The sequence below is a fragment of the Aliiroseovarius sp. S2029 genome (genome assembly GCF_023195575.1).
GTDB lineage: Bacteria > Pseudomonadota > Alphaproteobacteria > Rhodobacterales > Rhodobacteraceae > Aliiroseovarius > Aliiroseovarius zhejiangensis.
In genome coordinates this window covers 137,194-150,655 of record NZ_JALPQE010000002.1, presented here as the reverse complement: position 1 = coordinate 150,655, position 13,462 = coordinate 137,194, and the positions used below count along the sequence as shown (strand labels likewise).

Genomic DNA, 13,462 nt, shown 5'->3' with positions numbered 1-13,462 from the left:
GCTATGACCTTTCGCTGCTGCCGCGCGAAAGGTACGACCGCACGATATACAGCGGGCGCTGGCGCACTTCGGTATAGATCCGGCCAACATATTCCCCGATAATGCCCAGCGCGAACATGTTCATGCCGCCAAAGGTCAGGATCAGGATCGCGGTCGAGGCATAGCCGGGCGTGTCGACCCCCAAGAGGAGGGTTCGAAAAAACAGGAAGGCAGAGTAAAACAGGGACGCGACCGCCATGGACAGGCCAACATAGGTCCAGATTCTGAGCGGTGTGGTGGACGAGGCGAAGATACCGTCCAGCGCCAGTTTCCACAGCTTCCAGTATGACCATTGGCTGTCGCCCTCGGCGCGGGCTGGGCGGTCATATTCGACCTCGGTGGTTTCGAACCCCACCCAACTGAAGATCGCCTTGTTGAAACGCGATCGTTCGCCCATTGCACAGATGGCGTCCACGACCTCGCGATCCAGCAGACGAAAATCGCCGACACCGGTGGGAATGGGGTGATCGGCCAGCACGTTGAACAATCGATAAAACAACCCGGCACTGGCCCGCTTGGCCCATGTGTCGGCGTCGCGTCGCGCGCGGCGGGCGTTGACCACCTTGGCGCCGTCCTGCCATTTCCGGACCATTTGCAAGATCACCTCGGGCGGGTCTTGCAGGTCCACGTCGATGGGAATGGCGGCGTCGCCGCGTGCATGGGTCAATCCGGCGGACAGGGCGGCCTCTTTCCCGAAATTGCGCGACAGGTTCACCAGCGAGATTTCGGGCCGATCCTCGCGGCAGGCCAGAATGGCCCGCTCGGTCGCATCACGGCTGCCGTCATTCACGAACAGGTATTCGACGTCAAATCGCCCGCGCAACGGTTCCAATGCCGCGGTGGTGCGGTCCAGAAAGACAGGAATGCTTTGTTCTTCGTTGAACACGGGAATGATCAACGTGATCAAGGGCCGGTCCCGGTGCACCGGGCTGCTGTCATCCAGCAGCGTGTCGCGGCTTGATCCTGCCATTTGCTCTGTGCCCCAAATCCTGTTCCGCCGCCGCGAGGGGGCAGATCTGTTCTGTTTCGGGCAGATTATGATGTGGCAAAGACACGAGGCAAGCAGCGACCCGGAAGTTCCGGAAATAACTGGGCAAGCGCGGCGCGGACGCTACGATTGCCGGAAGGTGCGCATACGCGATGAACTGCCGTTAACCCAACGCCGCGCGCCCATGCGGTTCGTCAAGGTCAAGATCCGGCCCGGTCGGCACCACCCCGCTGGGGTTGATGGTGTCATGACTGCCGTAATAGTGGTGCTTGATATGGGTCATGTTGACGGTCGCTGCCACGCCCGGTTGTTGATACAGGTCGCGCAGATACCCCCACAGGTTCGGATAATCGACGATCCGGCGCAAGTTGCATTTGAAATGCCCCACATAGACGGGATCAAAGCGCACAAGAGTGGTGAACAGGCGCCAGTCAGCCTCGGTGATCGATGATCCGGTCAGATATCGCTGCGTGGCCAGTCGTTGTTCCAGAAAGCCCAGCGTATCGAACAATGGCACGACCGCTTCTTCATAGGCGTCTTGCGACGTGGCAAAGCCCGCTTTGTAAACCCCATTGTTCACGGTGTCATATATCCGGTTATTCAGTGCGTCGATCTCATCACGCAGTGGCGCGGGATAGTAATCCCCGTCCTTCGCCCCGATGCCGTCGAAAGCCGTGTTGAGCATGCGGATGATTTCCGAGCTTTCATTGGACACGATGGTCTTGTTCTTCTTGTCCCACAGAACCGGCACCGTCACCCGGCCCGAGTAGTGGGGGTCTGCGGTGGTATAGATCTGATGCATGAACTCGGCCCCGTTCACCGTGTCAGGCACACCGCCCTCGACCGGGTGGAAGGTCCAGCCATTCTCGGCCATATGCCAATGCACGACCGAGATCGGGATCATCTGCTCCAGCCCTTTCAGCGTGCGAAAGATCAATGTGCGATGCGCCCACGGGCATGCCAGCGAGACATAAAGATGGTAACGATCCGGTTCCGCCTTGAACCCGGCTTCCCCGCTGGGGCCTGCCGATCCATCCGCAGTGATCCAGTTGCGAAACTGTGCGTCCTTGCGCTTGAACCGTCCGCCAGTGGACTTCGTGTCATACCATCTGTCGACCCATTTGCCGTCTTGCAGCAATCCCATGATCTGCTCCTTCGTCTTGCGGGACGTTTGGACCTTAATACGGGAAAGGCGCGCGGGTTGGATCAAAAACCGACGCGCATTACAACACAAGACCGTGTGGATCAGCCTGCCAACACCCGCCCAAGCGCGGCATCCGCGATAGGTTTCTGCATTGCCACCGCATCGCGCTTGACCGGCCCATAGCCACGCATCTCAAGCGGGGCGAACAGAAAGGTCATCGCGTCGTCATGATTGTCCTTGGTGATCTTTCCGGTGAGCTGCGCAAGGCCATCCTCGTACCAACCGATCAACGCCACTTCTTCACGCCGCTCGGCAGTATAGCCGAACGGGTCGAACATCGTGCCACGCAGGGTTTTGAGACGTGCAAGCCGGGTCAGAACCGGCGTCATCCATGGGCCGAAGGCGCGTTTGCGCGGTCGTCCCCGCGCGTCCTTGCCCAAGGGCAGAAGCGGCGGCGCGAAATGGTATTTGACTGAAAAACCGGGTTCAAATTCTTGCTTCAACCGCGCGTCGAACCCTGTTTGCGTGTGCAGCCGCGCGACTTCGTATTCATCCTTATAGGACATGAGCTTGAACAGGCTTTTCGCCGCAACGGTCAACACCTCGTCCCGCATCTCTTCGGGCAAACCCGCCCCGAACCGGTTCAGTGTGTCACGGTAACGGTCGGCATAGGCGGCGTCCTGATAATCCGTCAGGAAGGCGGCGCGTTTCTCGATCAGATCGGCAGGTGTCTCGGGTGTGTCGGGTTTCGGGTCGGTCAGTGGCACGCGGTCGGGCGCGGCGGCCAGCACACGACCCAGATCGAAGGCGCGGGCATTCTCGGCAATCTTCACGCCGTTCAGCTCAATGGCCTGTTTCAGCGCGGTTTCGGACACCGGCACCAGCCCCTTTTGCCACGCATAGCCCAGCATGATCACGTTGGCATAGACGGCATCGCCCAACAGCGTTTCCGCCGCAAGGTTCGCATCAAGACCCGACACGTTGTCCGTCCCCACCACCGCGCGGATCGAGGCTTCGCGCGTGTCCATCCGCAGGCTCGCGTCACGCGACAGGACAAGGTCGCCGGTCGGCATCTCGGCCCGGTTCAGCACCACCTTACTGCCGGGGCGATAGTGCATCGATGCTTTGGGCGAGGACGACACGACCATATCGCAGCCAATCACGGCATCCGCCGATCCGGTGTCGATCCGCACCTGATGTACCTTGTCTGGGGCCGCACCCAGCCGGATATAGCTGAGCACCGTGCCGAATTTTTGCGCAAACCCGGTGAAGTCCAGCACGCTGGAGCCTTTGCCTTCCAGATGAGCTGCCATGGTGATCAGGGCGCCCACCGTGACGACACCCGTGCCGCCAACGCCCGTGACCAACAGGTCATAGGGCTCGGCGATGGTCGGCAAATCAGGTTGCCCCACATCCTCCAGCATCGCCGCCACATCCAGTCTGGATGTATCCCGCTTGCGCCGCGTCGCCCCTTCAATGGTCACGAAACTGGGGCAGAACCCGTTCAGGCAGGACATATCCTTGTTGCAACTGGACTGGTTGATCTTGCGCTTGCGCCCAAACTCGGTTTCCAACGGCTCAACACTCAGACAGTTGCTTTCAACCGAACAGTCGCCACAGCCTTCGCAGACCAGCGGGTTGATGTAGGGCATGGTTTTCGGGTCATCCATCGTGCCGCGCTTGCGGCGGCGGCGTTTTTCCGTGGCGCAGGTCTGTTCATAAACCAGCACCGTGACGCCGGGGATCTCGCGCAGTTCGCGCTGCACCTGATCCATTTCGGACCGGTCATGGAAGGTGACGCCACTGGGAAACTCGGACCGGGTGAACTTGCCAATATTGTCGGACACAAGCGCGATCCGCTGCACCCCTTCGGCGCGGCAGGTCTGTATGATCCCCGCCACGCTGACCGGTCCATCCACCGGCTGTCCACCGGTCATCGCCACCGCGTCATTATAGAGGATCTTGTAGGTGATGTTGGTGCCAGCAGCAATCGCTTGCCGGATCGCCAGGGACCCCGAATGATACCACGTGCCCTCGCCCAGGTTCTGGAAGATGTGTTTGCCGCCATTGAAGCGCGATCGCGCAACCCACGGCACACCCTCGCCCCCCATCTGCGCATAGCCGGTGGTGTTGCGGTCCATCCAACTTGCCATCACATGACAGCCGATGCCAGACGCCGCGACGCTGCCCTCGGGCACCTTGGTCGAGGTGTTGTGCGGGCAACCTGAACAGAAATAGGGGGTGCGCGTGGCCCCATCGGTTTTCAGGATGCAGGGCGGTTCAGCCGTCAACGCCTTGGCCCTTGCTGTGAAGGCTTCACCGGGAAAGACCTTGTCCAGACGGGCCGCCACGATGGGCACCAGCAACAGCGGGCTCAACTCGCCCGTCCAAGGGATCAAGGGTTCACCTTGGCTGTCATACTTCCCGACCATCCGGTTCGGTTTCTCGCCGGGCCAGTCATAGAAGTACTCCTTGAACTGGCTTTCGATGATGCCGCGTTTTTCTTCAACCACCAGCACCTCGGTCTTGCCGCGCACGAAGTCCAGCGCGTCGCGGCGATCCAACGGCCAGACCATGCCGATCTTGTAGATGTCGATGCCCAGCGCGCGGCATTTGGCCTCGTCCACGCCCAGCAGGCGCAAGGCCTCCATCAGATCCAGATGCCCCTTGCCGGTGGTGACGAAGCCGAAGGTCGCGTCGGTGATGCTGTAGACTGCCTTGTCAATCGGGTTGGCTTCGACAAAGGCGCGTACGGCGGCCAGCTTGTGACCGATCCGTGTCTCGATTTCAGGGCTGGGCAGGTCGGCCAAGCGCACATGCAACCCACCGGGGGGCACCTCGATCTCGGGATAGATGAACTGGCGATCTGGCAGCAACTCAACCGATTGACCGGACTCGACCGTTTCCGAAATGGCCTTGAACCCGACCCAGGTGCCGCTGAACCGCGACAGCGCAATGCCGTATTCACCAAAGGCCAGATACTCTGCCACTGATGCCGGGTTCAGCGTTGGCATAAACCACGACATGAAGGCCACGTCCGACTGGTGCGGCATGGAGGACGACACACAGCCGTGGTCATCGCCCGCCACCACCAGCACCCCGCCTTTCGGGGCCGAGCCATAGGCGTTGCCGTGCTTCAGCGCGTCGCCCGACCGGTCCACTCCCGGCCCTTTGCCATACCACATGGAAAATACGCCTTCGACCTCGCAATCGGGGTCAAGGCTGGCCTGTTGGGCGCCCAGAACCGCGGTGGCGCCAAGGTCTTCGTTCACGGCTGGCAGGAATGTGATGTTGTGCTCGGCCACGCGCTGCTTCTCGCGCCACAACTCAAGGTCCAGCCCACCCAATGGCGACCCGCGATAGCCGGATATGAACCCCGCCGTGTTCAGCCCCGCCGCCCGGTCGCGTCGCGCCTGATCCAGCATGATACGCACCAGCGCCTGCGTGCCGGTCAGAAAGACGCGGCCCGATTGGCGCGCGTATCGGTCAGAAAGCTGATAGGTCGAAAATTCAGGGTCTTGGCGTGTCATGGCTTGCTCCACAGATTCCCTGCAAGGATATTTCAAGTGACTTGGTTGATCATACCTTTCGGGGCCGTGTAGGATGCTGATTGTGAGAGATCATACCACTTTTTGAATTGTACCAGGATATTTCTACCATGAACCTTGACGCCAAGGATCGCCGTATTCTGGAGCTTTTGCAACGCGACAGCACGATCTCGAACGCCGATCTGGCGCAGGCGGTGGGGATGTCGACCTCGGCCTGCTGGCGCAAGGTGCGTGCGCTGGAGGATGCGAAGATCATCGAGCGATACGGGGCCTATCTGAACCCCGCCCGCGCCGGGCTGAGTTTTCAGGCCATTGTGCATGTGCAACTGACCCGCCACGACCCCGACAAGGTCGAGGAGTTCATTCAGGCCGTGAACCGCCGCCCGGATGTGGTGGAATGTTTCGCCACCACCGGACAGGCCGATTACCACCTGCGGGTGCTGTGTCGCGACCTTGCCGCTTACAACGCGTTTCTGGAAGGGTTCCTGTTCCAACAAACCGCCGTTGAAAGCGCGCAGACCAACGTGGTGCTGCGCGACATCAAGAAACACTCGCCCATTCCGGTGTGACCCAGGTGTCAGGCTGCCTTGGCGCCAGACACCGCACGCCAGCCCAACAGGAAAATGCCAAGGGCCGCAATCCCGATCACTGGCCAATTCTGCGATGGCCAGTTGGCAGCAATCACGCCCGACAAGGCCCAGATGATCGCGGCGGGATAGGCCCATACACCCGGTCGCAGTGCCTGCACGGAAAGCGAGGCGATCAGCACCACGACCAGCATCACCAAGGCAGCGGCCTGATGGGACAGAACCTCATACCCGCCCAGCACGACCCCGGTGCCCACACCCGTTGCCGCCGTCAGCCACCCGGCATAAAGCGCCACCGGACGCAACTGCCACCACGGATCCTGATCGCCCGCGCGCAGCATCGCCATGATGGCCGTCACAGCCATGACAAGGATCATCACCGTTGCCCAAACCGGCGAGGCATTGGCCGCTGCGATCCAGAAACAACCCAGAAACAGGCTGATCGCCAGAGGGCGGCGCATCTTTTGCCAATGCGGGTCATGCGGTGCCTTCCACAGCCCCCAAGCAGCCCCTACAATCAGCCACAGATAGATCAGCCCCCATATGCCAAAGGCCCAACCGGCGGGTTGCACGGGCCAGAACGTCTCTGTGCTGGGGAACTGGTCAGGAGAGTAGCCGGCGAAATTGCTGCTGAACCACGGGGACACCGCGAAGATGATCGACAGAAGCAAAACGGCGACGGCCAGATAGGGGACGGGACGGGACATGGGATTCTTTCTGTTAAGACTGTTCTTCTACGTACTTCAACGCCCCTGTCAGGGCTTTGTTCCTTCGACGGGACGCATCGTGGCGATCAGTTCGGCCACTTTCAGACCGTATTTACGCATCTCGGATTTGTTCATGATGACGCCGTCTTCGGTCAGATAAAGCCAGTCCGTCGCGGAAAGCGTGTGGCCACCTGCCTCGGGCGGCAAAACGATCTGATAGCGGATCGAAACGGTCGACCCGGACACAATGCCCTTCGCCTCGCCCACGATATCATCAGCGGTGGCGGTAAAGGCATTGCCCTCGCCCAGTTTCAGGAACCATTTACGGTTCTGGGTGCGACCGTTGGAATAGGTGAAATGCTCGGTCAGGGTGCCGGTGTCACCATCCCATTTGCCCTCCATCTCGGCGACGAAGCTGTTGGCAAGTTTGCCGGTGGGTCCAAAGATTAGACCTTCCGAGGCGAACTTGCCGGAAAGGTGATCTTTCAACGAAAACGCGGGTCCGGTATCGGCATAGTCATCCGGGCTTTGCGAGCGGAAACTGAACAGGACGGTCTTGGCAAAGGTTGCCGCCAGAACCAGAAGAAGGAATGCAGTCAGAAGTTTCATGGGGAAGCCTTCTCGGATGGAAGCGCCAGCACAAGGGCGAAGGCACCAAGTTTCAGGATGCAGGGCACGATGGCATAGGCGATGTTCAGGGTGGTCAGCGCGCCCTTGCTGTTCACCTGTCCGGGCTGGAAACCCTGGCTTTCCAGAAGCGGCAGGACGGCGAAAGCGGCCAATGCCAAGCCCAGCTTGCCCGCGAACGACCAGATGCCAAACGCGGCGGACGCGTTCAGGCCGGCCTGCGTCAGCACGACCGAGAACATCGCGGGCAAAACCACCATATCCGCCCCCAGCGCCGCCCCGGACGCAACACAGATGATCGCAAAGCCGACAAGATTGCCGGGGGCAAGTATAGCGGCCCCGACAAAGCCAAGAATCGCCAGCGGCATCGAGATGACAAGCGTCATTTTCGTGCCGATATGGCGGCTGAGCCGGGTCCAGAGCGGCACGCTCATCCCCGCGCTGAGGAAGAACAGGATCAGAAGCGGACCCGCTTTGCCGGGCAATTGCAGGCGGTCTTCGACAAAGAACAGAAACAGGGTTGATGTGACCGCGACAGGCAGGCTGTTGACCAGCGCCAACACCAGCAAGCGCAAGGCCCCGGCGCTTGCCAACCCCTGCAGGCTCAGGCCGTCGCCGCAGATTGGCGTGCGTTTCCAGATCGGGTGGCTGACCAGAGCGACCGTGACGGCCACGGTGCCCAGAAACCACCCGAATGCCGGATAGCCCTGCCCACTGGCGCCAAGCCCCATGAACAGCGCAGGGGCGATGGCGGCCAGAATGACCCCGGCCAACATCCCGCTTTCGCGAAAGGCGGCAAGTGTCATCAGGTCGTGCGCATCGGTTGACCGCGCCAGCGTCGCACTGCGCCCGTACAGCAGGATCATCCCCAAACTGTATGACGAAAACAAAAGAACCAGAACCGCCACCAGCCTGAGCGTCACAGCCCCGCCCGGCTCGAGCGAAAACAGGATGGGAAACCCGATGGCCAACCCGGCGGCGGCGATCATGGCAAAAGGCAGTTGCGCGCTTGGCCAGCGGTCGATTGCCCAGCCCAACAGCGGATCCTGCACAAGATCGACCAGCCGGATGATCAAGAGGATCACCCCGATCACCCCCAGCCCGATCCCAAGGTTGATCGAGGCAAACCGCGGCAGGTGGATATACAAGGGGATGCCCGCCGCAGCCAGCATCAAGGCATAGAGGCTGACGCGCGGATAAACCATTCATGACCCCGTAAGCTGTCGGGTGAAGGATTTCGACCTTGTGTTCTTGCCCACGAAAATGCCCATGAAGCGGCGTTTGATCTGAGGATGGCTCAGGGTGCAGCTGCGCGCACCATTGCGCCAGAAGCCGATCTTGTCATCGCCATCCGTGATCGCAAGATACCGGTCGCCCTTAGCCACTGCCTTGAAACAGGCGTTCAACTGCGCCTCAAGCGGCAGGGCATCCCCGGTGCGCTTGAACTCGCGCAGGGTGGCCTCGACCAGATCATATTGCGTGAGGGTCCGCAGATAGGTCAGCTCGATCCCGAAATCCTGACCCCAGTCCAGCGGGGCAGCCCCCGGCGTGAACAGTCGCGCCTGATACAGCGGCAGGCCAAGGAAACGCAACGTCGCCGTGCCGCGCAGCTCGGCCCCCGGCAGGACGGACGCCACCACCTTGCTTTGCGCCGCGATGGGCGTCGCCGCAGCGATCCACAGGGCCAGAGCCGTGATGATGTCACGCGCGCGCATGGGCCAGTTCCACTTGCACCACATTGGTGTGTCCAATCGCGAAGGATGCGGCACAGATCTCAAGATAATACTGCCAGTTGCGCTGGAAAGCCTCGCCATAGCCCATCTCGAATATCCTGCGCTTCTGTGCGGCGAATCGTTCGGCCCAGATTCGACAGGTCTTGGCGTAATCCTGACCAAAGTGGAAATTGTCTTGAACCTGCAACCCAGCCTTCTGGGCCTGATCGGAAATCACATTGTCTGACAGCAGCATCCCGCCGGGAAAGACATATTGGCGAATGTAATCCGACGAGGTCTTGTAGGTGTCAAAGAAACTGTCCTTGACGGTGATCGCCTGCAACAGCACCCGCCCGCCTTCGGCCAGCGTGTTCTTGAGCACCCCGAAATAACTGGGCCAGTAGCGCGCGCCGACCGCCTCGATCATCTCGATCGAGACGATGTTGTCATATTTGCCATCAATGTCGCGATAATCGCGCAGTTGGATGTCCGCCCGCCCATCCAGACGGCAATCCGCATAGCTGTGCTGGTTGCGCGAGATGGTGACGCCGGTCACATCGCGCCCCTGGCGCGTGGCATGTTCGGCAAACCCGCCCCACCCGCACCCGATTTCCAGCACCCGATCGCCCGCCCCAAGGCGAGACAGGGCGCGGGCGTTCTTGCGGGTCTGTGCTTCGCCCAGATCTTCGCTGCCGTCAGCAAAAAGACCCGAGGAGTAGGTCATCCCCTCGTCCAGCCATAGCTGATAGAACTCATTGCCCACGTCATAATGCGACCGGATGTTCTTGCGCGACCCGCGACGGGAATTGGCGCGCAACATGGTGTCGACCAACCGAAACTTGGCCCGGTTGAATACGCTTGCCTGATCATAGCTGCCAAGGTGGTCACGGTTCTGCATGGCGACGGTCATCAGGTCCTCGATCGACGGGGTGTCCCACATGCCCTGCACATATGTCTCGCCCAACCCGACCTGCCCATGCGCGGCCATCGCCGACACGGCGGCCCAGTCGTTGATCTGCATTTCCGCGGCACGCCCGCCGGTCCCGAAATGATGGGTCTCGCCCTCGGGTGTGCGCAGGGTCAGTTGCCCGTTCCGCAACCGTTCACAGGTGGACAGGAATTCCGACTTCAGGGCTTTGTTCGTCAAACGCAATGTCCGTTCCTTTCGGTGAATGTTGGTCGTTGATCATCTGCACAACGCGCAGCGCGCTGGCGATGCCGTCCTCGTGAAAACCGTGGCGGTGATAGGCACCGGCGAACCATGTCCGGTTCATCCCCTGCATCGCGCGCAATTCCTCCTGCGCGCGCAAGGCGCCCCTGTCGAAGACCGGATGGGAAAATTCCACCTCGTCGTAAATCTTATCCGCCGCGATCGGGCGCGAGGGGTTCAAGGTCACAAACAGCGGATCATCTTCGGGGATATCTTGCAGCTTGTTCATCCAATAGGTGACGCCAATGGCCCCATCCTGCGAACGATAAGCCCAGCTGGACCATGCCGCGCGGCGCCGGGGCATCTGACCGGGGTCGCAATGAAGGACCGCCTTGTTGGGTTGATAGCGAATGCGCGCCAGCGCCGCAGCCTCGGGCTCGGTCGCCCCATCGCCCAGCATGGCCAAGGCCTGATCGGAATGGCAGGCCAGGATGATGTCGTCATACCCCTTGTCCTCGCCATGCGCGGTTTGAACGGTGACGCCATAGGGCATCCGGGCCACACGTGTAACCGGTGCGCCCAGCCGGATCGACACCCCGCGCGCGCGCAACGCGGCCTTAAGCCGGGTTACATATTCGATGCTGCCACCCTTGACGGTCCACCACTGGTGTTCGCCCAGACCCGCCAGCAGGGCATGATTGCGAAAGAAACGCACCAGCGACCGGGCCGGGAACTGGTCGATCTCGGCCACAGGGGTCGACCAGATCGCGCCGCACATCGGCATCAGGTAATTGTTGCGAAACCACTGCCCCAGGCGCAGCTCGTCCACCAGATCGGCGATGGTCTTGTCGTCATCGACCGCTGCAGCTTCGGCATGTTTTCCGAAACGCAGGATGTCGGCGATCATCTTGTAGAACTGCGGCCTGAGCAGGTTGCGCTTCTGCGCCGCGATACATTTCAGGTTGCTCAAGCCGTATTCCAGCCAGCCGTCGTCGATACTGGCCCCGAAGCTCATTTCACTTTTCGTAACCGGCACGTCCAGGTCGCGGAACAGACGGGTCAGATAGGGGTAGGTGACGTAGTTGAACACGATGAACCCGGTATCCACCGGCTGATCGCCGTTTTTGCCCGCCATCACGGTGCGGGCATGGCCTCCCAGCCGGGTCGCAGCTTCGTAGATCGTGACATCATGGCGTTGCGAAAGGTAATAGGCCGCCGACAGGCCGGATATCCCCCCTCCGACGATTGCAATCTTCCTACGCGGGCCGAGCTGTTGATCGAGCATTGACGCCTCTTTTTTGCAATTCACATGAAGGGATTACGGCGTGCAGAACGTCTTGGATCAGTCAAACCACCAGAAAATCGCGTTTTTTCCGAAAGGTCCGGCATAATTCGTGATCCAGAACCCAAAATGGTGCGTAATCAGTCCAAATGGTTGACCATGTCCAAGCCCACACGCTGCACGCACGGCGCGGCAAGCTGAAAAACGCCTTCACCTATGGCGTCGATTTTGTGCTGAGCGATCTTGAGGAGGACCGGCTCCCTGCGTTGCTGTCGCGCAATCGGTTCAATCTGTGGTCCCTGTGGGACAAGCACCATGGTGGCCCGTGCGGCGACGGGCGCGGCATGGCGTGGTTTCGTGAAGAACTCGCGGCACGCGGCCTGCCGACAGACGATCTGCAGCTTTGGCTGCTGACCCAACCCAGCTTTCTGGGATTCCACTTCAATCCCGTGAGCTTCTGGATCGCCACCAAAGACGGCACACCGCGCGCATTCATCGCCGAGGTGAACAACACATTTGGACACCGACATTGCTATTTCTGCGCCCACGACGACCTGCGCCCGATTGAAAAGCGCGATGTGATCGTGGCCGAAAAGCTGATGCATGTCTCGCCGTTCCAGAAAGTCGAGGGGCAGTATCGGTTCTACTTCGGCATGACCGATGAAAAATTCGACATCCGCATCCTCTATGAAAACGGGGATCAGGGTGTGCTGGCCACGCTGGTCGGCGACCGGTTCCCCGCCACCAACCGCTCGCTGGCATGGGCCGCGCTGCGCCGTCCGTTCGGGGCGCTGCGCGTCGTGGCGCTGATCTATTGGCAGGCTCTGATCCTGTATCTGAAACGCGCACCCTTCCTGCGCAAGCCGCCCCCGCCCGAGCCACTGATATCGGACAGCGAAACGTTTCGGGGGATGGACGGATGATTGACTTCAATGGCAAAACCTATTGGCTGATTGGCGCGAGCGAAGGTCTGGGCCGCGCCATGGCGCATGATCTGGACAAGGCCGGCGCAAGGTTGATCCTGTCGGCCCGCAGCCAGGATCGCCTGCAAGAACTGGCCGATGAGCTTTCCGACGCCCGTGTCGTTCCGGTCGATGTGACCGACCCCGACATTGTGCAGGACGCGGCCTCGCAAGCCGGCGATGTTGATGGCATCGTCTATATCGCTGGGGCCTATGACCCGATGCAGGCGGCAGACTGGGACCAGGATGCGGCCATGCTGATGTGCAACGTCAACTTCATTGGCGCGATGCATGTGATGGGTCATGTCGTGCCAGCCATGGTCGCCAAAGGCCTGGGGGACATCACCCTGATCGGGTCTCTTGCAGGCTATCGCGGCTTGCCCAAATCCATCGGATACAGCGCCAGCAAAGCCGCCATCGTCAGCCTGGCCGAGACCTTGCGGTTCGACCTGAAAGACACAGGCGTGGTGGTCAGGATTGTCAATCCGGGCTTCATCAAGACCCGGCTGACCCAGAAAAACTCGTTCAAGATGCCGATGCTGATGTCGCCGGAAGACGCGGCGAAACACGTTGTGAAGGCGATGCGCAAAACACGGTTCCGCACCGACTTTCCCGCCCCGTTTTCGTGGGGCATTCGCCTGTTGGACTATCTGCCCGACCTGCTGGTCTATCGCGGAAAATAGGGATCTGTCCTGCCGCTGTTGCAACAAAAAATG

12 protein-coding genes are annotated in these 13,462 nt (G+C 60.6%); 3 read left to right on the top strand and 9 right to left on the bottom strand.

The genetic code is table 11. The features are described from left to right. Position 1 precedes the first annotated feature (1 nt). The 3 genes from MUY21_RS05365 to MUY21_RS05355 form a co-directional block, all read right to left on the bottom strand. Entirely contained in the window at positions 2-1,009 is a 1,008-nt protein-coding gene (locus MUY21_RS05365; protein WP_248409330.1) for a glycosyltransferase family 2 protein, read from the bottom strand. Positions 1,010-1,190: 181 nt separating this feature from the next. Further along, a complete protein-coding gene (locus MUY21_RS05360) occupies positions 1,191-2,171 on the bottom strand; it encodes a glutathione S-transferase family protein (protein WP_248409329.1) in 981 nt (326 codons plus the stop codon). Positions 2,172-2,272: 101 nt separating this feature from the next. Then, positions 2,273-5,701 carry an indolepyruvate ferredoxin oxidoreductase family protein gene (locus MUY21_RS05355; RefSeq protein ID WP_248409328.1) on the bottom strand — a complete coding sequence of 1,143 codons (3,429 nt, stop codon included), beginning with the start codon at positions 5,699-5,701 and terminating at the stop codon, positions 2,273-2,275. Between the two features lie 128 nt (positions 5,702-5,829). On the opposite strand from MUY21_RS05355, the gene MUY21_RS05350 reads away from it, so the two are divergent. Further along, positions 5,830-6,288 carry an Lrp/AsnC family transcriptional regulator gene (locus tag MUY21_RS05350; RefSeq protein ID WP_248409327.1) on the top strand — a complete coding sequence of 153 codons (459 nt, stop codon included), beginning with the start codon at positions 5,830-5,832 and terminating at the stop codon, positions 6,286-6,288. Positions 6,289-6,296: 8 nt separating this feature from the next. Here the strand turns inward: MUY21_RS05350 and MUY21_RS05345 are convergent, their stop codons facing one another. Genes MUY21_RS05345 through MUY21_RS05320 form a run of 6 tightly spaced genes read right to left on the bottom strand, consistent with a single transcriptional unit; the run spans position 6,297 to position 11,787 of the window. Beyond that, a complete protein-coding gene (locus MUY21_RS05345) occupies positions 6,297-7,013 on the bottom strand; it encodes a tryptophan-rich sensory protein (RefSeq protein ID WP_248409326.1) in 717 nt (238 codons plus the stop codon). Positions 7,014-7,061: 48 nt separating this feature from the next. Continuing rightward, complete coding sequence (locus MUY21_RS05340; RefSeq protein ID WP_248409325.1) at positions 7,062-7,622, bottom strand: DUF3833 domain-containing protein; 561 nt, start codon at positions 7,620-7,622, stop codon at positions 7,062-7,064. Further along, positions 7,619-8,845, bottom strand: coding sequence for an MFS transporter (locus tag MUY21_RS05335; RefSeq protein WP_248409324.1), 1,227 nt, complete (start codon positions 8,843-8,845; stop codon positions 7,619-7,621). Before MUY21_RS05335 ends, MUY21_RS05340 begins: the two co-directional genes overlap by 4 nt. Further along, positions 8,846-9,355, bottom strand: coding sequence for a hypothetical protein (locus tag MUY21_RS05330; protein ID WP_248409323.1), 510 nt, complete (start codon positions 9,353-9,355; stop codon positions 8,846-8,848). Next, on the bottom strand, positions 9,342-10,505 hold the full coding sequence (locus MUY21_RS05325; protein WP_248409322.1) for a cyclopropane-fatty-acyl-phospholipid synthase family protein: 1,164 nt from the start codon (positions 10,503-10,505) through the stop codon (positions 9,342-9,344). Before MUY21_RS05325 ends, MUY21_RS05330 begins: the two co-directional genes overlap by 14 nt. Further along, positions 10,456-11,787, bottom strand: coding sequence for an FAD-dependent oxidoreductase (locus MUY21_RS05320; RefSeq protein WP_248409321.1), 1,332 nt, complete (start codon positions 11,785-11,787; stop codon positions 10,456-10,458). Before MUY21_RS05320 ends, MUY21_RS05325 begins: the two co-directional genes overlap by 50 nt. Before the next feature lie 146 nt (positions 11,788-11,933). On the opposite strand from MUY21_RS05320, the gene MUY21_RS05315 reads away from it, so the two are divergent. Both MUY21_RS05315 and MUY21_RS05310 read left to right on the top strand, forming a co-directional pair. After that, the gene (locus MUY21_RS05315; RefSeq protein WP_248409320.1) at positions 11,934-12,707 is read left to right on the top strand and encodes a DUF1365 domain-containing protein; all 774 of its coding nucleotides are present in this window, start codon (positions 11,934-11,936) and stop codon (positions 12,705-12,707) included. Beyond that, positions 12,704-13,429, top strand: coding sequence for an SDR family NAD(P)-dependent oxidoreductase (locus tag MUY21_RS05310; RefSeq protein WP_248409319.1), 726 nt, complete (start codon positions 12,704-12,706; stop codon positions 13,427-13,429). The genes MUY21_RS05315 and MUY21_RS05310 overlap by 4 nt, the downstream gene beginning before the upstream one ends. Positions 13,430-13,462 lie beyond the last annotated feature (33 nt).